This window comes from Roseateles rivi, assembly GCF_043555845.1.
GTDB classification, from domain to species: Bacteria; Pseudomonadota; Gammaproteobacteria; order Burkholderiales; family Burkholderiaceae_C; genus Roseateles; species Roseateles rivi.
This window is the reverse complement of the sequence record NZ_JBIGHZ010000003.1, coordinates 168,756-191,584: the sequence shown is the minus strand read 5'-3', so window position 1 is coordinate 191,584 and position 22,829 is coordinate 168,756. Positions and strand designations below refer to the sequence as shown.

The 22,829-nt window shown below is 64.2% G+C and carries 20 protein-coding genes and 1 pseudogene; 13 read left to right on the top strand and 8 right to left on the bottom strand.

What is annotated here, in order from left to right:
* Nucleotide 1: 1 nt before the first annotated feature.
* Genes ACG0Z6_RS08220 through ACG0Z6_RS08210 form a run of 3 tightly spaced genes read right to left on the bottom strand, consistent with a single transcriptional unit; the run spans nucleotide 2 to nucleotide 3,102 of the window.
* A complete protein-coding gene (locus ACG0Z6_RS08220; RefSeq protein ID WP_394460290.1) occupies nucleotides 2-1,171 on the bottom strand; it encodes an ABC transporter permease in 1,170 nt (389 codons plus the stop codon).
* A gap of 27 nt (nucleotides 1,172-1,198) precedes the next feature.
* Nucleotides 1,199-1,885: an ABC transporter ATP-binding protein gene (locus tag ACG0Z6_RS08215; protein WP_394460289.1), complete on the bottom strand. Its 687-nt coding sequence runs from the start codon at nucleotides 1,883-1,885 to the stop codon at nucleotides 1,199-1,201.
* Nucleotides 1,882-3,102, bottom strand: coding sequence for an efflux RND transporter periplasmic adaptor subunit (locus tag ACG0Z6_RS08210; RefSeq protein WP_394460288.1), 1,221 nt, complete (start codon nucleotides 3,100-3,102; stop codon nucleotides 1,882-1,884). Before ACG0Z6_RS08210 ends, ACG0Z6_RS08215 begins: the two co-directional genes overlap by 4 nt.
* Before the next feature lie 127 nt (nucleotides 3,103-3,229).
* Between ACG0Z6_RS08210 and ACG0Z6_RS08205 the strand changes: the two genes are divergently transcribed.
* The 3 genes from ACG0Z6_RS08205 (at nucleotide 3,230) to ACG0Z6_RS08195 (ending at nucleotide 5,450) form a co-directional block, all read left to right on the top strand.
* Complete coding sequence (locus tag ACG0Z6_RS08205) at nucleotides 3,230-3,931, top strand: CoA transferase subunit A (RefSeq protein ID WP_394460286.1); 702 nt, start codon at nucleotides 3,230-3,232, stop codon at nucleotides 3,929-3,931.
* Nucleotides 3,932-3,964: 33 nt separating this feature from the next.
* Nucleotides 3,965-4,603: a 3-oxoacid CoA-transferase subunit B gene (locus ACG0Z6_RS08200; protein ID WP_394460284.1), complete on the top strand. Its 639-nt coding sequence runs from the start codon at nucleotides 3,965-3,967 to the stop codon at nucleotides 4,601-4,603.
* Nucleotides 4,604-4,781: 178 nt separating this feature from the next.
* Nucleotides 4,782-5,450 carry a helix-turn-helix transcriptional regulator gene (locus tag ACG0Z6_RS08195; protein WP_394460283.1) on the top strand — a complete coding sequence of 223 codons (669 nt, stop codon included), beginning with the start codon at nucleotides 4,782-4,784 and terminating at the stop codon, nucleotides 5,448-5,450.
* Between the two features lie 48 nt (nucleotides 5,451-5,498).
* Here the strand turns inward: ACG0Z6_RS08195 and ACG0Z6_RS08190 are convergent, their stop codons facing one another.
* Nucleotides 5,499-6,215: a DUF599 domain-containing protein gene (locus ACG0Z6_RS08190; protein ID WP_394460281.1), complete on the bottom strand. Its 717-nt coding sequence runs from the start codon at nucleotides 6,213-6,215 to the stop codon at nucleotides 5,499-5,501.
* Between the two features lie 40 nt (nucleotides 6,216-6,255).
* Entirely contained in the window at nucleotides 6,256-6,957 is a 702-nt protein-coding gene (locus tag ACG0Z6_RS08185; RefSeq protein WP_394460279.1) for a pirin family protein, read from the bottom strand.
* Between the two features lie 233 nt (nucleotides 6,958-7,190).
* Here ACG0Z6_RS08185 and ACG0Z6_RS08180 point away from each other — a divergent pair, with 233 nt between their 5' ends.
* The 4 genes and pseudogenes from ACG0Z6_RS08180 to ACG0Z6_RS08165 all read left to right on the top strand — a co-directional run bounded on the left by ACG0Z6_RS08180 (nucleotide 7,191) and on the right by ACG0Z6_RS08165 (nucleotide 9,899).
* Entirely contained in the window at nucleotides 7,191-8,144 is a 954-nt protein-coding gene (locus tag ACG0Z6_RS08180; protein ID WP_394460278.1) for a LysR family transcriptional regulator, read from the top strand.
* Entirely contained in the window at nucleotides 8,141-9,097 is a 957-nt protein-coding gene (gene gluQRS, locus ACG0Z6_RS08175) for a tRNA glutamyl-Q(34) synthetase GluQRS (RefSeq protein WP_394460276.1), read from the top strand. Before ACG0Z6_RS08180 ends, gluQRS begins: the two co-directional genes overlap by 4 nt.
* Before the next feature lie 79 nt (nucleotides 9,098-9,176).
* Nucleotides 9,177-9,521 (top strand): annotated as a pseudogene (locus ACG0Z6_RS08170) (FKBP-type peptidyl-prolyl cis-trans isomerase); the annotation flags it as partial.
* A 30-nt stretch (nucleotides 9,522-9,551) separates the two neighbouring features.
* Nucleotides 9,552-9,899, top strand: coding sequence for an FKBP-type peptidyl-prolyl cis-trans isomerase (locus ACG0Z6_RS08165; RefSeq protein WP_394460988.1), 348 nt, complete (start codon nucleotides 9,552-9,554; stop codon nucleotides 9,897-9,899).
* 27 nt (nucleotides 9,900-9,926) lie between these two features.
* Here the strand turns inward: ACG0Z6_RS08165 and ACG0Z6_RS08160 are convergent, their stop codons facing one another.
* The 3 genes from ACG0Z6_RS08160 to ACG0Z6_RS08150 are packed head-to-tail and all read right to left on the bottom strand — an operon-like array spanning nucleotide 9,927 to nucleotide 14,192.
* Nucleotides 9,927-12,524 (bottom strand): [protein-PII] uridylyltransferase, encoded by a 2,598-nt coding sequence (locus ACG0Z6_RS08160; protein ID WP_394460274.1) that lies wholly within the window; start codon nucleotides 12,522-12,524, stop codon nucleotides 9,927-9,929.
* Nucleotides 12,525-12,542: 18 nt separating this feature from the next.
* Entirely contained in the window at nucleotides 12,543-13,358 is an 816-nt protein-coding gene (gene map, locus ACG0Z6_RS08155) for a type I methionyl aminopeptidase (protein WP_394460272.1), read from the bottom strand.
* A gap of 9 nt (nucleotides 13,359-13,367) precedes the next feature.
* Nucleotides 13,368-14,192, bottom strand: coding sequence for an undecaprenyl-diphosphate phosphatase (locus tag ACG0Z6_RS08150; RefSeq protein ID WP_394460270.1), 825 nt, complete (start codon nucleotides 14,190-14,192; stop codon nucleotides 13,368-13,370).
* A 212-nt stretch (nucleotides 14,193-14,404) separates the two neighbouring features.
* Here ACG0Z6_RS08150 and ACG0Z6_RS08145 point away from each other — a divergent pair, with 212 nt between their 5' ends.
* The 6 genes from ACG0Z6_RS08145 to ACG0Z6_RS08120 all read left to right on the top strand — a co-directional run bounded on the left by ACG0Z6_RS08145 (nucleotide 14,405) and on the right by ACG0Z6_RS08120 (nucleotide 22,826).
* A complete protein-coding gene (locus ACG0Z6_RS08145) occupies nucleotides 14,405-15,571 on the top strand; it encodes an efflux RND transporter periplasmic adaptor subunit (RefSeq protein ID WP_394460268.1) in 1,167 nt (388 codons plus the stop codon).
* A 21-nt stretch (nucleotides 15,572-15,592) separates the two neighbouring features.
* Nucleotides 15,593-18,742 carry an efflux RND transporter permease subunit gene (locus tag ACG0Z6_RS08140; RefSeq protein WP_394460266.1) on the top strand — a complete coding sequence of 1,050 codons (3,150 nt, stop codon included), beginning with the start codon at nucleotides 15,593-15,595 and terminating at the stop codon, nucleotides 18,740-18,742.
* A 101-nt stretch (nucleotides 18,743-18,843) separates the two neighbouring features.
* Entirely contained in the window at nucleotides 18,844-19,494 is a 651-nt protein-coding gene (locus ACG0Z6_RS08135; RefSeq protein WP_394460264.1) for a protein-L-isoaspartate O-methyltransferase family protein, read from the top strand.
* A gap of 169 nt (nucleotides 19,495-19,663) precedes the next feature.
* Nucleotides 19,664-21,040, top strand: a complete 1,377-nt coding sequence (locus ACG0Z6_RS08130; protein ID WP_394460263.1) for a TolC family outer membrane protein — start codon at nucleotides 19,664-19,666, stop codon at nucleotides 21,038-21,040.
* A gap of 106 nt (nucleotides 21,041-21,146) precedes the next feature.
* On the top strand, nucleotides 21,147-21,938 hold the full coding sequence (gene yaaA, locus ACG0Z6_RS08125; protein ID WP_394460262.1) for a peroxide stress protein YaaA: 792 nt from the start codon (nucleotides 21,147-21,149) through the stop codon (nucleotides 21,936-21,938).
* A 33-nt stretch (nucleotides 21,939-21,971) separates the two neighbouring features.
* Nucleotides 21,972-22,826, top strand: coding sequence for a 2OG-Fe(II) oxygenase (locus ACG0Z6_RS08120; protein ID WP_394460260.1), 855 nt, complete (start codon nucleotides 21,972-21,974; stop codon nucleotides 22,824-22,826).
* The last annotated feature ends 3 nt before the right edge of the window (nucleotides 22,827-22,829 follow it).

Genomic DNA, 22,829 nt, shown 5'->3' with positions numbered 1-22,829 from the left:
TTCAGGCTCTCCCCGACAAAGCGTCAGTCACGTTCAAGCGCATGGCGTTGAGTGCGGGCAGCGCGCCCACCAGCAGGCCAAACACCAGCGCCAAACCCAGCCCGAAAGCCCAGCTGGACAGACCCGCTGCAGGCAGGTTGACAGTGCCGCCACTGGCCGCCGTGATGGCCGGTGCCATGCCACTGGCCAGGGCCAGGCCTATGGCACCGCCCAAGCCCAGCAGCAGCACGGATTCGACCAGCACCATCACCAGGATGCTGCGGTCACCAAAGCCAATGGTTTTGAGCACGGCGATCTCGGTGGTGCGCTCGCGTATGGCCTGCATCATGGTGTTTCCCGCCAAGAGCAGCAGCGTGAAGAACACCGCACCCATGATGGCGCTGACGATCAAGCCGATGTCGGCCAACTGCTTGATCCAAGACGACATCGCCGCTTGCTCGGACATCGTGCGGGTTTCGTGGTCTGAGTTGGCGGCCAGTGCATCGATGGCCTTGGCCACTTTGTCGGCTTGCTGCACATTGTTCACGCGCGCCACAAACCAGCCCGCATTGCCCTGGTTGTAGGGCGTGGTTTCGTCAAAGTACTTCCAGTTCAGCAAGAAGAGTTGGTCATGCCAGCCCGAGCGCTGAGTGTCTGCCGAGCGGATCAAGCCGACGATCTTGAACTGCCAGTTTTGACTGCCGTTGCGGTCGGGGAAGATGGTGGATTGCATGGGGATTTGATCGCCCACCTTCCAGCCAAAGCGCTTGGCCAGCTTCTCGCCCACCAGCGCACCTGTGCGCTCTTGAGCAAAGGCCGCGCGCTCCGGCGCGGACACCAGCATTTCTGGGTACACGTCCAGATAGTTGGGCGCCACGGCAAAGCTCACCACTTGGTTGTGCGGATCTTTGTACGCGCCGCCAAACCAGTTGGCGTAGGTCACTTCCTTGACGCCCTCGACGCCAGCAATGCGCTGATGCAAAGCCATGGGCAGGGTTTGGATGAAGGACAGCTTGGACGCGGTTTGCAGCCGCGTTGCGCCTGCCGAGGACTGACCGGCTTGGTCAAAGCCCACCCGCACCGCATCCAGCAGTCCGAAGAGCAAAAAGGCCGTCACGATGGAGACCAAGGTCAGCAGCGTGCGCAGCTTGCGGCGAAACAAGGCCGCCCAAATCAGATGCAGGTATTTCATTGCAAGCCTCCTTGCCGGAGCCGTCGATCAGGCATGAAGGGTTTCAACCAGCGCGCCCTTGTCCAGCGACAAAGTCTGGCTGGCGCAGCTGGCAGCTTTGGGGTCATGGGTGACCATGACAATGGTCTTGCCGTGCTGCTTGTTGAGGGCCTGCAGCAGGTTCAGTACGTCCTGGGCGGACTGGCGGTCCAAGTCGCCTGTGGGCTCGTCGCACACCAGCAGGGCAGGGTCGGACACGATGGCCCGCGCGATCGAGACACGCTGCTGCTGCCCGCCGGAGAGTTCGGTGGGCTTGTGTGAGGCGCGGTCTTTCAAGCCCACCAGCTCCAGAGCGATGGCGGCGCGCTTGGCCCGCTCGGCACCCGAGAGTTTGGTCAGCAACAGTGGCAGCTCCACATTGCGCTGTGCCGAGAGGGTCGGCATCAGGTTGTAGAACTGAAAGACATAACCCACATTGGCCGCGCGCCACTGAGCCAAGGCGTTGCTGCTGAGCTGGTCGATGCGCTGCCCACCCACCAAAATGCTGCCGCTGCTGGGGCGGTCCAGTCCACCGATGAGGTTGAGCAGTGTGGTTTTGCCCGAGCCCGAAGGGCCCATGAGGGCCAGGAATTCACCCTGCTGCACGTCCAGGTGAACTTGATGCAGCACCTCTACCACCTGCTTGCCACGCTTATAGGACTTGGCGAGATCACGGATTTGAATCAACGGGCTCACGGGGCCTCCTTGTTTGCAACAACGGCGTCGCCGTCTTTGAGTGATTTGGGTGCTGCAACCACCACGACTTCACCGGGCTTGAGCCCCTCACGCACCCACTTTTGTTTGCCAATATCACTGCCCAATGTGACAGGGCGACGGCTGACCCGCCCACCTTCACCAAGCACGAAAACGCTGGCCTTGCCGTCGGCATCGATCAGTGCTTCGGGCGGCAGCAGTACGCCGACTTTGGCTGGCGCGGCCTCAGGCTCTTTGTCGCGCAGGAAGTTCACGCGCACACCCATATCGGGCACCACGCGGGCGTCTTTTTGCTCCAGGGCAACGCGCACTTTCACCGTGGCCTTGCCGCGGTCGGCGCTGGGGATGACGGCCACCACGTGCGCGGGAATGCGCCAATCCGGGTAGGCGTCGAGCACGGCCTCACAGCGCATTTGCGCCTTGACTTGGCCGATGTAAGTCTCGTTCACGTCGACATCCACTTCCAGCGAATTCATGTCAACAATGGTGCCCACGCCGGTGCGCGTGAAACCACCACCAGCCGACAGTGGCGAGATGATTTCACCCACCTGCGCAGCCTTGACCGTGACCACGCCATCAAAGGGCGCACGCAAGGTGGCGTAGTTGAAGTTCACACGCGCTTGCGCCAATTGCGCCGCGGCAACATCCACCTGGCGCTGTGCCGCCAGCAACTGGGCGGCCGCTGTTTTGACGGCGGTAGAGGCCTGCTCGGTGGATTGGCGCGACACCATGCCGCTGGTGGCCAGTTCCTCAGCGCGACGAGCATCGGCCTGGGCTTGTGCCAAGTGGGCGCGGTACTGCTCGACATTGGCTTGAGCGCTGCGCCATGAGGCCTCAGCGCTGCCCAGTGTGGCCTGCAGTCCGGTGTCATCCAGGCGTGCAAGCACTTGCCCCTTTTTGACGTACACGCCTTCTTCGATCAGCACCTCGGTGAGCGTGCCGGTGATTTGCGCCGAAACAGTGGCCTGGCGCCTTGCTGTCACATAGCCTGTGGCTTGGAGCAGGGCTGCATTGCCGGGTGCCGACACAGCCTGTGCCGTGGCGGTTTGAACCTGCACCTGCTGAGCACCTGCCCACCACCACCAAGCGCCAAGCGCCAGCACGGCAGTGCCCAAAAGACCTGCACCCCAGACCCAGCGGGGCACGGTACTTGGCGCGACGCGTTCTTTGTCGTCAATGCGCAAAGTGTCTAACAGCATCGTATCGATGATGGCCTCCCTCACTTGTGTTCGCTGCGCGCAACGCAGCTTACGTGAATCCGCTGAGGCTTCTCTAGGGAAATTCAGTAGTACGCTAACGACCGAAAGCAAATCAGCGGAGATCTCTATGAACAAACTCTATTCCAGCGCCGCCGAAGCCTTGAAAGGGGTGGTGCGCGACGGTCAACTGCTGGCTGTCGGCGGCTTTGGCCTGTGTGGCATTCCAGAGGCCTTGATTGCCGCGCTGCGTGACAGCGCAGTGCGTGATTTGACGGTCATTTCCAACAACGCCGGTGTCGATGATTTCGGTTTGGGGCAGTTGTTGGTGACACGGCAGATCAAAAAAATGATCTCCAGCTATGTGGGTGAGAACAAGGAGTTCGAGCGCCAATATCTGGCCGGTGAGTTGGAGCTGGAGTTCACGCCGCAAGGCACATTGGCCGAAAAGCTGAGGGCTGGAGGGGCAGGCATTCCCGCCTTCTTCACCCGCACCGGCGTGGGCACCGTGGTGGCCGAAGGCAAGGAGACGCGTGAGTTTGACGGGCAGCTCTATGTGATGGAGCGCGCGCTGCTGCCCGAGGTCTCGCTGGTCAAGGCGCATATTGCTGACACCTCAGGCAATTTGGTGTTTCGCCGCACCGCGCGCAACTTCAACCCGGCCGTGGCCATGGCTGGCAAGACCACGATTGTGGAAGTCGAAAAAATCGTACCGCTGGGCGAGCTCGACCCCGACCACATCCACCTTCCGGGCATTTATGTGCACCGCATCGTGCACAACCCCACTCCGGAAAAGCGCATTGAAAAGCGCACCACCCGCACGGCGAGCTGAGCGCGGACGGACAAAACTTCAAGGAGAACTTCTATGCCATGGACCCATGACGAAATGGCGGCACGTGCCGCCGAAGAATTGCAAGACGGCTTCTACGTCAACCTCGGGATCGGTATTCCCACCTTGGTGGCCAACCATGTCCCGGCACACATGGATGTGTGGCTGCAAAGCGAGAACGGCATGCTGGGCCTGGGACCATTCCCCACCGAAGACGAGGTCGACGCTGACCTCATCAACGCAGGCAAGCAAACCGTCACCACCATCCCCGGCTCTTCGATTTTTGGCAGCCACGACAGCTTTGCCATGATTCGCGGCGGCAAGATCAATATCTCCATCCTGGGCGCCATGCAGGTCAGCCAAAGCGGCGATCTGGCCAACTGGATGATTCCCGGCAAGATGGTCAAGGGCATGGGCGGCGCCATGGACTTGGTGGCTGGCGTGCCCCGGGTGATCGTGCTCATGGAGCATGTGGCACGTAAAAAGGATGGCAGCGAGGACCTCAAAATCCTGCCCCAATGCACCCTGCCGTTGACCGGCGTGGGCGTGGTGCACCGCATCATCACGGATTTGGGTGTGCTGGACGTGACGCCCCAAGGGCTCAAGCTGGTTGCTCTGGCCCCCGATGTGACGCGCGAATACTTGCAAAGCAAGACCGGAGCCCCTGTCCTGTAGTCAAATACACAACTGGACATGATTTGTAAAGCTCAGGTTGTAAAACGTTGGTGAGCGGGGCCATGTCTTGTGGGTGATCTTGTGCTTCATCTAGTATGCGCACAGGTGGACTTCGTAGCGCACACAAAAACCAGCGACCGAAGTCTGGCGTTCAGGTAAGCGATTTGTGGAGGCCGCTATGGATGGAGTGCAGGGCAGACCCCGTGCAGCAGAGTTTGGTGGGCGCGTCGGGTTTTATGGAGGACCCGAGAGGCGTCGCTCCAGCAGCGAACGCTGGTGGCATGGCGCACTGGACGAAATTGACTTGGGTCTGTGCGTGGTGGGCGATGGCTTGAGCGTTTGCTACGCCAACTATGCGGCCCGCGCCCAGCTGAAGTCGGCGGGCTCGCTGCAGATGCAGCAAGGGCGGTTGCTGCTGGAAGAAGCGGCAGACCAGCAGCGGCTTGAACAAGCGGTGTCTGACGCGCAGTTTCGGGGCTTGCGTCGCTTGATCTGCCTGGGGCGTGGCGACAATTGGACTGCCATCTCTGTTGTCCCTGTCACTGATAACCAGGGCCTGGCCATGCTGGTTTTGGGTAAGCGCCGTCTGTGCGGGGCTTTGCCCATCCAGGCCTTTGCGCGGGAGTACCACCTGACCTCGGCCGAGCTGCAAGTGCTCATCGCACTGTGCGAAGGACTGCCTCCGCGGGAAATTGCTGAGCAGCACGGTGTGGCCATCTCCACCGTTCGCACCCAAATCGCCAGTGTGCGCGCCAAGACCAACACCGAGAGCATTCGGGAATTGGTCTCGATGGTGGCGCAACTGCCCCCGCTCATGGGCGTGCTGCGCGTCTCTGACGGCGTGTAAACGCGCCTGGCGGGCCAGTTGGCAAAGCTGCCAGCTGGCCTGATTCCCTCAGCGCTGTGCAGCCCGCAGGGCTACGAGCACATCGGAATTGAATTCCCGCTGATACAGGATGTAGATCACCCCCAAGGTGCCCGCCATAAAAGCCCAGGGTGAGAAGAACCAAGCCACGACGGCAAACGCCAGGTAATAGGCGCGCAGCCCGTCGTTGAAGCTCTCAGCAGCCAAGCCCACCACCGTGCCTGCGCGGTCTGCAAAGTCCTCGCGGCTGAGTTTCTCCTCCAGGAACTGCGTGGCCTCTGGGACGGACGCAATCAGCAAGGCGCCGAAGCTGTATTGCCGCATGCTCCAGGTGAAGCGGAAAAACGCGTAGACAAAAATCGCGGTGAGCAACACCAGCTTGAGCTCGAACACCAAAATGCTGGTGTTGACCGTGAAGGGCAGGTCGCGCACCACGGCGCGGGCTTGCTCCCCAGTACTCAGTGCCGCCAGCAGGCCCCCGATGATCAGGATGGTGGTGGAGGCAAAAAACGAGGGGCTGGAGTTGAGGTTTTGAGCGATGGCTCCATCCAACACACGGGTGTCACGAAAGGTGAGCTGGTACATCCACTGGCGTCGGATGCGATTGGTCAGCGCCAGCAGCGAGGCCCGTTGTTCTGCGTGGCGCTTGGCAAAAATCGCATACCCCACCCAGCCACAAAGAAATACAACGATAGCCAGCCAGTCAGCTGGCGGGAAGACATCGAGGTGTTTGAGCAAGCCCATCATGGGCTCGAGTGTAGAGGCGGAGTCAGTCCTGCATGTCAGCTCAACTGGGCAGATCGAACACCAAGACCTCCGCAGAGTTGCCATGCATGAGGTGCAAACTGGCTTCCTGGCTGATTTGCAGGGCGTCCCCCGTGTTGAGCCGCACGCCGTTGACCTCGATCTGACCCTGCACCGCATGCACATAGGCCAGACGCCCGGGTGCGAGGGGGAGGCTGCATGATTCGGCACCATCAAATAGGCCTGCATAGAACCGCGCGTCTTGGTGCAGGCGCAGCGAGGACTCGGCGCCGTCGGGTGAAGCAATCAGGCACAGCCGTCCGCGCTTGTCTGCAGTTGAGAAATCGCCTTGCTCGTAGCTGGGGGGCAGGTCGAGCTGATTGGGTTCGATCCAGATCTGGAAGAAATGGGTGGTGGCGTCAGCGGCGTGGTTGTATTCGCTGTGCATGATGCCTTTGCCCGCGCTCATGCGCTGGACCTGTCCGGGCTCAATCACGCCCGAGTGGCCGAGGCTGTCGCGGTGGGCCAGACCACCTTGGGCGACGTAGCTGATGATTTCCATATTCCTGTGCCCGTGCGTACCAAACCCGGTGCCTGGCGCGATGCGGTCTTCGTTGATGACGCGCAGCGGACCAAAGCCCATGCGCTGTGGGTCGTAGAAGTCGGCAAAAGAAAAGCTGTGATAGCTGTCGAGCCAACCGTGGTTGGCGTGGCCGCGACGGGCCGATGGAATGAATTCGTGCATGGACTGCTCTTCGGTGCAAAGACTGTGGCGAGGGCGCTGGGTCTGACTCTAGGTTGGAGCGGGCAGGGCGGGGGAGGCGCGGCTTGAAGCCATCGTTCAAATATGATGAAGAGATGGCTGAGTTCAAACCCGCGCCACGCACAGGCTCCACCCAATCAGCGCGACCTGGCCGCTCTCGTGCGGCCACACCAAGTTCCAACAAGGGCTCTGATCTGCCTGGCCTGCCAACCCAGATGGACCGCCGCCGTGTGCTCACGCCCGAGGCCCTGGCCATGATGGATGCCATTGCGCGCACCGGCAGCTTTGCAGCGGCGGCGCGGGAAATGGGCAAGGTGCCGTCGGCCCTGACCTACAGCGTGCGCCAGCTCGAAGAGGCTCTGGACGTGCTGCTGTTTGACCGCAGCAGTCGCCAAGCCGTCATGACCGCGGCGGGGCATGAGTTGTTGCTCCAGGGTCGGCACCTGCTCATGGAGATGGAAGCGGTGGCACACCGTGTGCGCCGTGTGGCCACGGGCTGGGAGAGTGCGCTGACCATTGCCGTGGACGACATCGTGGCGCCCCGGGCTTTGTTTGATTTGATGCAGGACTTCTACGCACAGCGCGAGCAGGGCCTGCCGCCGCCCACACAGCTCAAGCTGCGCTCTGAAGTGCTGTCCGGCACTTGGGAGGCCTTGCTCAGCGGGCAGGCAGATTTGGCCATTGGCACCAGCACACAGCTGCCGGGTGTGGCCGTGCGCTGTGAGGAGTTGGGGGAGCTGAACATGGTGTTTTGTGTGGCGCCTCACCATCCGCTGGCGGCCAAAAAGCAGCCTTTGACCAGCGCAGACATTGCGCGCCACCGCATCGTGGCGGTGGCTGACACGGCGCGCACCTTGGTTCCAGTCACTTTGGGTGTGGCGCCTGGGCAGGAGACGCTGACCCTGCCCAGCATGGCGGCCAAAGTCGAAGCCCTGCTGCGCGCGCTGGGCTGCGGCTGGCTGCCGCGCAGCATGGTGCAGCACCAGATTGCGGCCGGGCGCTTGGTGGCCATGCAAACCCAGGTGGCGCCGCGCCTGGCCAAGCTGCACTACGCCTGGCGCGACACCGGCCAGCCGCCGGGCAAGGCGCTGGCCTGGTGGCTGCAGCGTTTGGCGAGCCCGGCCACGCGCCAAGCGCTGTTGGAGCAACACGACGGGCTCTTGCTGTGAGCGCTGTGGGGCACGCTCTTGGCCAGCAGCCCTACGTGGGGCGGTTTGCACCCTCGCCTACGGGGGTGCTGCATGCCGGCTCTTTGGTGGCGGCGCTGGCCAGTTGGCTCGATGCCCGCGCTCACGGCGGGCGCTGGTTGGTGCGCATTGAAGATGTGGATGGGCCGCGCTGTGTGGCTGGGGCCGACCAGCACATCTTGTGGCAGCTCGCGCAATTGGAGCTCGTGCCCGACGAAGCACCGCTGTGGCAGTCGCGCCGTGGCGCGGTGTACGAGGAGGCCTTGCGGCGCCTGGTGGCCTCGGGCTGGGCTTACCCCTGCGCCTGCTCGCGCAGCGATATCGCGCTCGCGCATGAGCGCCGCGGCCTCATCAAACCCCGCCATGGCGAACTGGTTTACCCCGGCACCTGCCGCACCGGGCTGCAAGGGCGCCCCGGCCGTGCCTGGCGTCTGTATGTGGGGACTGAGGCCCTGGGTGTGAGCAGCCTGGGTGAAGCGCCAAGCTCGCCACACATCTTGACTTGGCAGGACCGCCGCTTGGGCGCCCAGCAACAGGATGTGCCCAGCGCGGTGGGGGACTTTGTGCTCAAGCGCTCCGACGGCTTGTGGGCCTACCAGCTGGCGGTGGTGGTGGACGATGCCGCACAGGGCGTGACGGACGTGGTGCGCGGCGAAGACTTGGCGGACAACACGCCGCGCCAGTGCCATTTGCAAGAACGCCTGGCTCTGCCGCGCCCACGCTATTTGCATACGCCCCTGGTGCTGGCGGCGGATGGACACAAGCTCTCCAAGCAAAACGGTGCTGCGGCCTTGAACTTGGGCACGCCCGAGCTGGCGCTGCAGGCGCTGCGTGAAGCGGCGGCTTACCTGGAGCTGGGCGAGGTGTCGAGGGCGCAAGCGCCAGGGCCCTGGCTGCAAGATGCTGTGGCGGCCTGGGCGCGGCGCTGGTGCTGAAGCTGCAGCCGCATAGGCGCCAAACGGCGCTGAGGCTGGCATGATGTCGCCCTTTGTTGACTTCCCCAAGGACGATCTCATGATCACCACCGACAGCGGCCTGCAGTACGAAGACAGCCAGGTCGGCAGCGGCGCGACGGCCAGCAGCGGCCAAGACGTGCGCGTGCACTACACCGGCTGGCTCTACAAAGATGGCCAACGCGGCGCCAAATTCGATTCCAGCCGTGACCGTGGCGAGCCCTTTGAGTTCGAGCTTGATGCGGGCATGGTCATCCGTGGCTGGGACGAGGGCGTGCAAGGCATGCAAGTGGGCGGCAAGCGCGTGCTGGTGATCCCGCCGCAGCTGGGCTATGGCGCACGCGGTGCGGGTGGCGTGATCCCGCCCAACGCCACCTTGATGTTTGAAGTGGAACTGCTGGGCCTGAGCGGCGGCGCTGAGGCCGTGACCTTGCAGCTGAGCACCACCGACACCGGGCTGCAGTACGAAGACCGCGTCACCGGCTCAGGTGCGCAGGCCACTGCGGGCCAACGCGTGACGGTGCACTACACCGGCTGGCTCTACCAAAACGGCCTGCGCGGCCGCAAGTTCGATTCCAGCAAAGACCGTGGCGATCCTTTCCGCTTCCATCTCGGCGCGGGTGAGGTCATTCCGGGCTGGGATCAAGGCGTGCAAGGCATGCAAGTCGGTGGCACGCGCATGCTGGTCATTCCGTCGGAGCTGGCCTACGGCGCCTATGGCGCTGGCGGCGTGATCCCGCCGCACGCCACGCTGCTGTTTGAGGTGGAGCTGCTGGCGGTCTAAAACGCCTGTGGCGGCCTGCGCAGGGCTTCAGCCCGGCAGGCTCAGGGCATCGAGCAGGTCGCTCTCGACCTGCAGTTGCTGGCGGTTTTGCTGTAGGGCAGGGCCGTCGACCAAGAAGGTGTCCTCCACCCGCTCGCCCAGGGTGGAGATGCGCGCCAGCTGCAAATTGATGCCGTGGTGCGCCAGCACGCGGGCAATGGCGTAGAGCAAGCCCGCGCGGTCGCTGGCGCTGACGCTCAGCAGCCAGGCTTGAGCGCGCTCGTCCGGGCGCAGCGTCACGCGCGGCGGGTAGGGGAAGCTCTTGACGCGCCGCGACAGACGCCCGCGCCGTGGTGCGGGCAGCGGCCCGGCCCGCTGCAGCACCACCGTGAGCTGTGACTCCACCAGCGAGGCCAAGTCGCGGTGGTTGAGTTCCAGCGCCGGGGCTGTGACTTCGAAGGTGTCGAGCGCATAGCCGCTGCGCGTGGTGTGGACTTTGGCGTCCAGGATGTTGAAGCTCGCGCCGTCAAAGTAGCCGCATATGCGGGCAAACAGGTCTTGCTGGTCGGGCGCGTAGACCAGTACTTGCAAGCCTTCGCCGACCCCCGATGGCCGTGCACACACCACAGCGTGGCCGCCATCGACATGGCGCCACAGCGCGCGCGCATGCCAGGCCAGCTCCTGCGCATCGTGGCGTGCAAAGTAGCTCACCGTCAGCGTGGACCAAAGTTTGTCTTCCCCCCCGGGCAGTTGGGCAAGAAGGGCCAACTGCTGGCGTGCGTCTTGTTTACGGGCCTCGATGTCAGCGTGTTGATCGGGCCGCGCACCGCCGAGCGCGCGCAGCGTCAGGCGAAAGAGGTCTTCCAGCAACTTGCCCTTCCAGGCATTCCACACCTTGGGGCCGGTGCCGCGGATATCGGCCACGGTGAGCAAGTACAGCGCCGTGAGGTGGCGTGGCGTGCGCACGCGCTGGGCAAAGTCCTGGATGACGGCGGGTTCGCTGAGGTCTTCCTTTTGCGCTACGCGCGACATGGTGAGGTGCTCGGCCACCAAGAACTCCACCAGCTCGCGGTCCTCGCTGCTGAGCTGGTGTTCGCGTGCGAAGCGGCGCACCTCCACGGCACCCAGCTGGGAGTGATCCCCGCCGCGGCCTTTGGCAATGTCGTGAAACAGCGCGGCCACATACAGCACATGGGGGCGCGCAAACTGGCTGGCCAGCTGCGAGCAAAACGGGTACTCGTGGGCGTGCTCGGGGATGAAAAAACGCCGCACATTGCGCAGCACCATGAGGATGTGCTGGTCCACGGTGTAGACGTGGAACAAGTCGTGCTGCATGCGCCCGACGATGCGCCGAAACACCCACAGGTAGCGGCCCAGCACCGAGGTCTGGTTCATGAGCCGCAAGGCGTGCGTCTGCCCTTGCGTCTGCTGCATGATTTGCATGAAGCAGCGCCGGTTCTCGGGGTCGCGGCGAAAGCTCGCGTCCATCAGGCCGCGTGCGTTGTAGAGCCCGCGCAGGGTGCGCGCAGATAAACCCTTGATGCCCGGCGTTTGCTGGTACATCAAGAAGGTTTGCAAAATCGCTCTAGGGTCGTTTTGGTAGAGCGTGTCGTGAGCAATTTCGAGCAGGCCACCACGGTCCAGGAAATAGGGGTTGAGGCGGCGCGTGGTGGCGCGGGCGCGGCTGTCGGTGACGCGCTCTTCGAGGTTGAGCACCAAGATCTGATTGAGCTGCGCCACCGCCTTGGCGGCCCAGTAGTAGCGGCGCATGAGCTGTTCGCTGGCGCGCTGCCCGTCGCGGGCTTGGTAGCCAAAGCGTTCGGCCACGACAGTTTGCAGGTCAAACAGCAGGCGGTCTTCACGCCGCCCCGCCACCAGGTGCAGCTGGCAGCGAATGAGGTTGAGCAAGCCCTCGTTGGATTGCAGCTGCTGGCTTTCAAAGGAGGTGATCAGCTCTTTGGCCACCAACTCGCTCCAGGTGCTGCCAAAGCCCGCGGCGCGGGCCATCCAAATCAGCACCTGCAAATCGCGCAGCCCGCCCGGGCTTTCCTTGCAATTGGGTTCCAGGGCGTAGGGGGTGTCCTCGTGCTTGGTGTGGCGCTGGCGCATTTCCAGCAGCTTGGCGCGCACAAAGGCGGGCACGTCCACCTGCTGGGCCTGGCGCTGCGCAAAGGCCTGTACGCGCGGGCGCGGTCCGGCCAGCCAGCGCAGCTCAAGCAGGGCAGTTTGCACGGTGATGTCGGCCTGGGCTGCGGCCAGGCTTTCCTGCTCAGTGCGCACGGCCGCGCCGAGCTCCAGCCCGATGTCCCAGCAGTGGGCAATAAAGTCTTCCAGCGCTTGCTTGAGGGGCCCGGGCATGTGGGCCTCGGTGCCGTCGGGCAGAAGAATCAGGATGTCGACGTCGGAGTGCGGGAAGAGCTCGCCGCGTCCGTAGCCTCCCACGGCCAGCAGGGCGGCGTCGGGCACCAAGGCGCTGATGCCCGATGCGCGCCACAGCTGCACCAGCACGCCGTCGACATGGCGGCACAAGCGCCGCATCAGGCGCCGCGCGCCCGCCGCGCTGGGGCGCGCAGCGGCGAACTCGTTCAGCAGGGCTTGCTTGCCCGCCTTGAAATGCTGACGCAAGTCCTCGGTCGGGGTAGGCATGGGCCCTCTCTCGGCTTTTTAGGGAGCCAGGCTGTTTTGAATGAAGTCGGGCACTGGTGGGCTGCCCGCCGAGAGCGTCAGCACCTCATAGCCCGTCTCCGTCACCGCCAGGGTGTGCTCCCACTGCGCGGACAGTGAGCGGTCTTTGGTGACGATGGTCCAGCCGTCGCCCATCTCGCGGATTTCGCGCCGCCCGGCGTTGATCATGGGCTCGATGGTGAACACCATGCCGGGCACCAGCACATCCAGCGTGCCGGGTTTGCCGTAGTGCAGGATTTGCGGCTCTTCATGGAACTTCTGGCCAATGCCGTGGCCGCAGAACTCACGCACCACCGAGAAGCCCGCGTTTTCGGCAAAGGTTTGAATGGCGTTGCCGATGTCGCCCAGCCGTGCGCCTGGGCGCACTTTGGCAATGCCCTTCCACATGGCCTCATAGGTCAGCGCGCACAGCCGCTTGGCGGCGATGGAGCCTTCGCCCACCACAAACATGCGGCTGGTGTCGCCATGCCAGCCGTCTTTGATGACGGTGACGTCGATGTTGACGATGTCGCCGTTCTTCAAAGGGCGGTCATTGGGAATGCCGTGGCAGACCTGGTGGTTGATGGAGGTGCAGATGGATTTGGGGTAGGGGATGTAGCCCGGCGGCGTGTAGTTCAGCGGCGCGGGTACGGCCTGCTGGACGTTCACGATGTAGTCGTGCGCGAGCTTGTCGAGCTGCTCGGTGCTGATGCCAGGCCGCACGTGCGGCGTCAGCATGTCCAACACTTCGGAGGCCAGACGCCCGGCGACGCGCATGGCGTCGATGTCGGCGCCGCTTTTGATGGTGATGCTCATGGGTGGATTTTAGTCAGCCCACACCACCAGGCCGCTCCAGGCAGTACCAAGCACCACCAAACCAAAGGCAATGCGATACCAAGCAAACACCACAAAGCTGTGCGTGGCGATGTAGCGCAAGAGCCAGCGCACGCAAATCCAGGCGCTGACAAAGGCAAACAGCAGGCCCACGCCGAACATGGGTGCGTCGGACATTTCCAGCAGCGCGCGCTCTTTGTAGAGGCTGTAGAAGCCTGCCCCGATCAGGGTGGGAATGGCCAGGAAGAAAGAGAAGTCTGTGGCGGCTTTGCGTGAGAGGCCCAGCAGCATGCCGCCGATGATGGTGGCCCCTGAGCGGCTGGTGCCCGGCACCATGGCCAGACACTGCACCAGGCCGACTTTGAGGGCGTCCAGCGGCGTCATGTCGTCCACCTCATGCACCCGCGTGGCTGAGGGCGCGCGCCGCTCGGCCCAGAGAATGATGAAGCCGCCGATGATGAAGGCCGCAGCCACCACCGTGGGGGTGAAGAGATGGGCCTTGATGGCTTTGCCCAGCAGCAAACCCAGCACCACGGCCGGGAAGAAGCCAATGGCCACGTTCAGCACAAAGCGCCGCGCTCTGGCGTCGCTGCCCAGGCCGGCTGCAGTCTCGCGCAGACGCTGCCAGTACACGATGATGACGGCCAGAATCGCGCCGGTCTGGATGGCGATGTCGAACACCTTGCTCTTGGCATCGTCAAAGCCCAGCAGCGAACCCGCCAGGATGAGGTGCCCTGTTGAAGAGATGGGCAAAAACTCGGTCAGGCCCTCGACGATCCCCATGATCGCGGCCTTGATCAGCACAATGATGTCCACAAACGCTCCGTTGTTGTTGCCCAGCAAAGGCCAGCGGCGACCCCGCGCATTCTTTTAGGCGCGCGCATGATAGCGGCTTGGCTTTGCTGCCTTGTTTCTGCTGAAAATCTGCCCCCTTGCTTGTGGCGGGGGGCTGACGGCCTGTAAATGCCATCGTCGATACTCGAACGCTGACCTGTCACGTCCGAGGGGCGCCAAGCGCCATGCTGAGAATGAGCAAATCGACGAAGAAGATCTTGTGGTGCTTGGTGGCGCTGGTGGTGTTGCTGGCCCTGGGTGGCCGGGCATGGCAGTCGCGCCAGACCCAGGGTGCGGCTGAATCTCAAGCCCGTACCCCCGCGCCTTTGCAACTGGGAGCTGTCGATGTCAGCAGGGCGGAGCGCGGCGTGTTGGCCCACACCCTGGACCTGTCAGGCGGCTTGAAGGCCGTCAATATGGCCGTGGTCAAGGCCAAGGTGGCGGCGGAGCTGCAGCAACTCTCGGTGCGCGAGGGCGATGCTGTGCGTGCGGGTCAGCTGCTGGGCGTGCTGGACCCTACGGAGTCCGAGCTGCGTCTGCGCCAGGCGCGCGAAAACGCCCAGGCAGCACAGGCTCAGGCTGAAATCTCCAAGCGCAATCTGGACAACAGCCGTGCGCTGGTGGCGCAAGGTTTTGTGTCGCCCACGGCGCTGGAGACGGCGCAGTCCAACGACGCCGCCGCGCGGGCGAACCTGCAGGCCATGAGTGCGGCACAGGCCTTGGCGCAAAAGTCTTTGAACGACACGCGCTTGCTGGCGCCCATCAGCGGTGTGGTGTCGCAGCGCTTGGCGCAGCCTGGCGAGCGTGTGGCTGTGGATGGGCGGGTGCTGGAAATCGTCGACCTGTCGGCCCTGGAGCTGGAAGCGACCCTGGCCCCCGAGCAGGCAGCTGCTTTGCGCGTTGGGGCTGCCGCCGAGTTGGAGGTGGAGGGGTTGCCTGCCAAGGTGCAGGGCAAGGTGGTGCGCATCAACCCTGCGGCGCAAGCGGGCTCGCGCGCCGTGCTGGCTTATGTCCGCGTGGCCGGGCAGCCAGGCTTGCGCCATGGCGCGTTTGCGCGGGGCACGGTGGTGCTGGACAGCCGCGAGGCCTTGCTGGTGGGGCGTGAAGATGTGCGTGTGGACCGCGCGCGGCCCTATGTGCTGGTGATTGATCAAGGCAAGCTGTTGGCACGCGAGGTGGTGCTGGGCCAGCAAGGGCAAGCCCGCGTGGGCAGCCGCACGCGCCAGGTGGTGGAGGTGCTCAGCGGTCTGCGCGGCGGGGAGCTGGTGCTCAGCGGCGCAGCGGGTCAGGTGGCCGAGGGCACCGCGGTGGCCTTGCCCGGCGCGGATGCCGCCAGCGCGGCCTCGGCTGCAAGCCGCTGACAGCGCAGCCAGGAGCACAGCATGTGGTTCACCCGCATCTCGATTGCCAACCCCGTCATGGCCACCATGGTCATGCTGGCCTTTGTGGTTTTGGGGCTGTTCAGTTACCAGCGTTTGTCGGTCGACCAATTCCCCAACGTCGACTTCCCCACCGTGGTGGTGGCCATGGACTACCCCGGCGCTTCGCCGGAAATCGTCGAAGCCGAAGTCACCAAGAAGGTCGAGGAAGCCGTCAACACGGTGGCGGGCATCAACACGCTGTCCTCGCGCTCTTATGAAGGGACCTCGGTGGTCATCATCGAGTTCAACCTCGATATGGATGGCCGCAAAGCCGCCGAAGACGTGCGCGAGAAGGTGGCGCTGATTCGCCCCACGCTGCGTGACGAGGTCAAAGAGCCCCGCATCTCGCGCTTTGACCCGCAAAGCCAGCCCATTTTCAACGTGGCTGTGTTGCCTGGCAGCAGCGGCAAAAGCACCCAGGAGCTGACCACCTGGGCCACGCAGGTGCTGCAAAAGCGCCTGGAAAACGTGCGCGGCGTGGGTTCGGTGAGCGTGGTCGGGGGCTTGCAGCGACAGATTCAAATCCGCCTCAAACCCCAGGCCATGGAGTCGCTGGGCGTGGGGGTGGACCAGATTCTGGCCGCTGTGCGCAGCGAAAACCAGGAGCTGCCCGTGGGCACGCTGCGCGCGGCGCTTCAAGAGCGTGTGGTGCAGATCAACGCCCGCATTGAGCGCCCAGAGGAGTTTCGCGACATCGTCGTGACGCGGCGCCAGGGTGCGCCCATCAAGCTCTGGCAGGTGGCCGATGTGGTGGACGGCCCGCAGGAAGAGGAAAGCCTGGCGCTCTACAACGGCCAGCGCACGGTGCTGCTGGCGGTGCAAAAAAGCCAGGGCGAGAACACCATTGCCGTGGTCGACGGCCTGCAGGCGGCGCTGGCCGAAGCCCGCGCCCAAGCGCCCAAAGGCGTGCAGCTCGAAGTCAACCGCGACAGCTCACGCGCCGTGCGGGTGTCGGTGGCCAATGTGCAGCGCACCCTCATCGAAGGTGCGGTGCTCACCGTCTTGATCGTCTTCCTGTTCCTCAACAGCTGGCGCTCGACAGTCATCACGGGCTTGACCCTGCCCATCGCCCTCATCGGCACCTTTCTCTTCATGTATGTGTTTGGCTTCACCATCAACAACATCACCATGATGGCCTTGAGCCTGTGCGTGGGCTTGTTGATTGACGACGCCATTGTGGTGCGCGAGAACATCGTGCGGCATGTGGCCATGGGGGTGAGCCCCAGACAGGCCGCGCTGGATGGCACGGCAGAGATTGGCCTGGCGGTGCTCGCTACCACCTTGTCCATCGTGGCGGTGTTCCTGCCCATTGGCTTTATGGGCGGCATCGTGGGCAAGTTCTTCCACGAGTTCGGCATCACCATCGTGGCGGCGGTGCTGATCTCCATGTTTGTGAGCTTCACGCTGGACCCCATGCTCTCCAGCATCTGGCACGACCCTCAAGCGGCGGCGCATGGGCAAGCCAGCGGGCAGGGTGGTTTGTACGACCGCACCCTGGGTCGCCTGACCGCGTTGTTCGACCGCTTCACGCTGTGGCTGTCGGCGCAATACCAGCGCATTCTGGGCTGGTCCCTGGCGCACAAGGGCGCCACGCTGGCGATTGCGCTGTCCACGCTGGTGGCCAGCTGTGGGCTCATGGGCAGCATTGGCAAGGAGTTTGTGCCCAAGAGCGATATGTCTGAGACCCAGGTCAACTTCTACACGCCTGTGGGTTCGTCGCTGCAGCTCACCGAGGCCCGGGCGCGGCAGATCGATGCCGTGCTGCACCAGCTGCCGGAGGTGCGCTACACCGTCACCACCATCAACAGCGGCTTTGCCGCGGGCAAGATTTACGGCTCTATCTACGTGCGCCTGGTGGACCGCAAAGACCGCAAGCGCTCAGTGACCGACCTCACCACGCCGCTGCGTGAGCGCCTGGCGCAAATTCCGGGCATTACCGTCACCAACATCGGCCAGACCGATTTGGGTGGGGGCAAGAGCTTGCAGTTCTCGCTGCAGGGGCCGGATTTGGGTGAGTTGCAGCGTCTGGCCAATGAGGTGATGGCGCGCGTGAGCCAGATTCCGGGCCTGGTGGACATGGACAGCACGCTCAAGCCCAGCAAGCCCACGGTGTCGATTGAGGTCAAACGCGACGCCGCTGCGGACGCGGGGCTCAACGTCAACGCGCTGGCTGGCAGCTTGCGCACCCTGGTGGCCGGCACCAAAGCTGGCAGCTGGCGCGCGCCAGACGGGCAGAACTACGACGTGCTGGTGCAGCTGCCTCCCGAGCAGCGCGACCGTTTGGACACGCTGGCACAGCTGCCCCTGGTGATCGCCCCCGCGGCCGATGGCAGCTCGCGCGTGGTGCGGCTGTCCCAGGTGGCTGAAGTGACGCCGGGTGTGGGGCCCAACCAGATCAACCGGCGCGACATGAACCGCGAGGTCAATATCGACGCCAACGCCTTGGGCCGCAGCCCCGGCGAGGTGTCGGCTGATATCAAGAAAGTGCTGGACAGCACCGCCATGCCACCGGGCTACCGCTACAGCTTTGGCGGCTCGACCAAGAACATGACCGAGTCCTTCCAGTACGCCATGGGTGCGCTCGGTTTGGCGGTGATCTTCATCTACATGATCCTGGCCAGCCAGTTCAAGAGCTTTTTGCAGCCCCTGGCGCTGATGAGCTCACTGCCGCTGACGCTCATCGGCGTGGTGCTGGCGCTGCTGGCGTTTCGCTCCACGCTCAATATGTTCAGCATCATCGGCATCGTCATGCTCATGGGCTTGGTGACGAAAAACGCCATCTTGCTCATCGACTTCGCCATCCGCTCCCGTGAGGGTGTGCATGGCCACGGGGTGGATGCCCAGCCCATGGGCCGAGAGCAAGCCTTGCTGCACGCCGCCCAAGTGCGCCTGCGCCCGATTTTGATGACCACGCTGGCCATGGTGTTTGGCATGGTGCCGCTGGCTTTTGCGCTGAGCGAAGGCTCAGAGCATCGCGCCCCCATGGGGCAGGCGGTGATTGGGGGGGTGATCACCTCTTCGCTGCTGACCTTGGTGGTGGTGCCTGTGATCTATTGCTACTTGGACGACCTCAGCACTTGGCTGCGCCGTCGCTTGGGGCCCAAGCACTGAACATGAGCCGCCTGCAGCTTCGTAGAATTGCTCCCTGGCTTTAAATGCGCAACTGCGTTTGGGTGCCCACCTCGGTGCGGGCGCCTCACAAGGACACCGATATGAATTTTGAACAAGCCCGCTTCAACATGATCGAACAGCAGATCCGTCCCTGGGATGTGCTCGATAGCAGCGTGCTGGAGTTGCTGTCGCTGGTGCGGCGTGAGGACTTCGTGCCCGCAGCACTGCGCCAACTGGCCTTTGTGGACACCGAGCTGCCTCTGAGCGGCGAGCGCAAGGCGCTGGCCCCTCGGGTTGAGGCGCGCATGCTGCAGGCCTTGAAAGTGCTGCGTCACGAGAAGGTGCTGGAAATTGGCACCGGCATGGGCTATTTGACCGCGCTGCTGTCGCACAAGGCCCAGCACGTGCATTCGGTCGAAGCCGATGCCGAGCTGGCAGCACATGCGCGTGAGTCCCTGCGCCGCAGCGGCTGCGTGAACGTCACCATTCACCAAGGTCCGGCGCAAGACGGCGTGATGGCCGAGGCCCCGTTTGACGCCGTGCTGCTGTGCGGCTCGGTGGCTGAAGTGCCCCAGGCACTGCTGGACCAAGTGAAGGTGGGCGGCCGACTGCTGGCCGTGGTGGGCGAGGAGCCCGCCATGCAGCTGCAACTGCGCCGCCGCACGGCCACGGGCTGGACCACCGAGGTGCTGCTCGAAACCGTGGTGGCGCGTCTGCCCGGTCTGCAAGAACCCGCAACCTTCACCTTCTAAGCACCTGAGCGCGGCGTCACGGCTGCGCTCAAGGGGCATGTTTTTGCTGTTGGTCGCGCCGTAGCGCGTTTGGGGTTTGCTTGGGCGCAGATCGTCACACCAGACCCCAGCGCGAGCGGTGCGCTCTATACACTGCAGAGTCTTTCAAAATCACCACCGGAGGAGCCCCATGATTCCAAACTCTGCCAATGGCGTGCGCGGCCGTCGGCCTTCTGGCCCAGGCAAGCTGTTGTGGGCCATGGTTGTGGCAGGAGTTCTGGGGGGCATGCAGGTGGGCGCGCAGGCGCAAAGCCTCAAAGAGCTGTACGAAGCCGCCCTTGCTTACGACGCCAGCTATCTGGCCGCCTTGGCCCAGGCCAGCGCCGCGCCCCACCGGGCTGCGCAAACGCAGGCTCTGGCGCGGCCCACGCTGGGCTTGTCCACCAGCGCCACGAGGTCGGAATCTGACCCGCCCGGCAGCTTGCCTCGCGACCGCGTGGGCAGCACCGTTTTGCAAACCGGCTTGCAGGCGCGCATGTCGCTGTTCAATCGTGCCAACGCCGTGAGCATCGAGCAGGCGCAGCGCAGCTTGGAAGTGGCGCAGCTGGATGTGGCACAGGCCGAGCAGGACCTCATCGTGCGTGTGGCCCAGGCCTACTTTGATGTGCTGGCGGCGCAGGATGCTTTGGCCACCACGCAAGCGTCCAAGAAAGCGATTGGCGAACAACTGGCCTCGGCCAAGCGCAATTTCGAAGTCGGCACGGCCACCATCACCGACACGCGCGAAGCCCAGTCGCGGTTTGACCTGGCCACGGCGCAGGAAATCAAGGCTGACAACGATTTGCGCGTGGCGCAGGTGACGCTGGACCAGCTCGTGGGTCGCAGCGGTGTGCAGCCCAAGCCCCTGGCGCAGCCTGTGGGCCTGCCCGCGGTTCCCCCCGGCGATGTGCAGGCTTGGGTGGAGCGCGCCGACGCCGAGCACCCCGCAGTGCGTAAGGCACAAATCGGGCTGGAAGTGGCTGAGTTGGAAGTGAGCAAGGCCAAGGCTGGGCACCTGCCCACGGTGGACCTCAGCAGCACGCTGGGCGCCCAGCGGCTCAGCGGCTCGCAATATGTGGCAGCCCAGCGCGGCACCACACCCAGCGCCAGTCTGGGCGTGACGGTGACGCTGCCCGTGTACTCGGGCGGCGCCGTCGATGCGCGCACGCGCGAGACGCTGGCCTTGCAAGAAAAGTCTCGCCAAGACTTGGTGGCTACACGGCGCCAAGTCAGCGAAGGCACGCGCCGCACCTTCTTTGGCGTGCAGTCGCTGCTGGCTCAGGTGCGCGCCTACGAGGCCGCCGAGGCCTCTACCAAGCTGGCCCTCGAGTCCACCCAGCTCGGCTACAAAGTGGGTGTGCGCGTGAACCTGGATGTGCTCAACGCTCAAACCCAGCTCTACACCACGCAGCGCGACCTGGCACGGGCCCGCTACGACGTGCTGCTCAACGCTTTGAAGCTGCGCCAGGCCGCTGGCGCGCTGACGGCCGAACACGTGGCGGCACTCAACGAGCTGCTGGCGCCGTAAACGCACTCGTCGGGGCTGAGGTCGCTCCCTATACTGCGTGCCCGCGCTCCCAGCGCAGCACGCATTTTTTGTTTGAGACACCGCCCATGCGGCGTTGCTGAGCCCCATGATTTTTTTGCTTTCCCCGGCCAAATCCCTGGACTACGACAGCCCCGTGCCCGAGGCGGTGGCGGCCCAAGCCACGCTGCCGCAATTTGTGCCCGAAGCCGCAGAACTCGTGGCCTTGCTGCGCGAGAAAACCCCGGCCGATGTGGCTGAGCTGATGTCGCTGTCTGACGCGCTGGCCACCCTCAATGTGGCGCGCTATGCGCTGTGGTCGACCGAGTTCACGCCGGCCAACAGCAAGCCCGCGGTGCTGGCCTTCAATGGCGATGTGTACGAGGGTCTTGCGGCCTCGACGCTGAGTGCGGCCGATCTGGCCTGGGCGCAGCAGCATGTGCGCGTGCTCTCCGGCCTTTACGGCGTGCTGCGCCCGCTGGACTGGATGCAGCCCTACCGCCTGGAGATGGGCACGGCGCTGGCCAATGCGCGCGGGGGCAATCTCTACGCTTACTGGGGCGACCGCATCGCCGCGCACCTCAACACGGTTTGCGCGGCGCAGGCCTGCCCGGTCATCGTGAACCTGGCTTCGCAGGAGTACTTCAAGGCGGCCGATCGCAAGAAAGTGCTCAAGCCCCGCGTCATCGAATGCCAGTTCGAGGACTGGAAGGGCGGTCGCTACAAAATCATCAGCTTCTACGCCAAGCGTGCGCGTGGCCTGATGGCGCGCTGGGCGGTGACGCAGCGCATCGACATGCCTGAGCGGCTCACGGCCTTTGATCTGGAAGGCTATGCCTTTGCGCCAGAATGCTCGGCACCAGACCGGCTGGTGTTCCGCCGCCGCCTCATTGAATCCTGAGCTATTGCTCTTTGATCTTTCAGGATTTCTGCCATGACGCAATCCATCACGCCCGAGCTGCGCCAATGGGCGCAGCAGCAGATTGCTGCCGGAGTCTCGCGCGAAGCGCTCTACCAGGCCATGCTCAGCAGCGGCTGGCGCGTGGAAGCCGCCAGCCAGGTGCTGACCCAGCTGGAGCAGCCCGCCGCCCACTGGGTGGCTGCGCCACGCACACCGACCGCCTTGCCCAAAGAGGGTGTGCCTGAGCCCGACCTCAGCGCTGGCCGCAGCGTGCTGGAGATCGACGGTCACAGTGTGAAGGTCTTGCTGGCGCTGCAGCACCCGCGTGTGGTGGTGTTTGGCGGCTTCATGACCGATGCCGAATGCGATGCCCTGGCCGAGGCGGCGCGCGGGCGGCTCTCGCGCTCAGAAACCGTGGCCACGGCGGACGAGGGCTCGGAAGTGAATGCCGCGCGCACCAGCGAGGGCATGTTTTTCGAGCGTGGTGAAACCGAGCTGTGCGCCCGCATCGAGCAGCGCATTGCGCGCCTGCTGCGCTGGCCGGTGACGCATGGCGAGGGCCTGCAGGTGCTGCGCTACCGCCGCGGTGCGGAATACCTGCCGCACTACGACTACTTCGACCCCAAGCACGCCAGCTCCGCTGCCATCTTGAAGCGCGGTGGTCAGCGCGTGGGCACGCTGGTGATGTACCTCAACACCCCGCCTGTGGGTGGAGCCACCGTCTTCCCCGACATCAAGCTCGACGTCATGGCCATCAAGGGCAATGCGGTGTTCTTCAGCTACGACCGGCCCGACCCCGGCACGCTCACGCTGCACGGCGGCGCGCCAGTGCAGGAGGGCGAGAAGTGGGTGGCCACCAAGTGGATGCGCGAAGGCGCGTTTGAGTGAGCC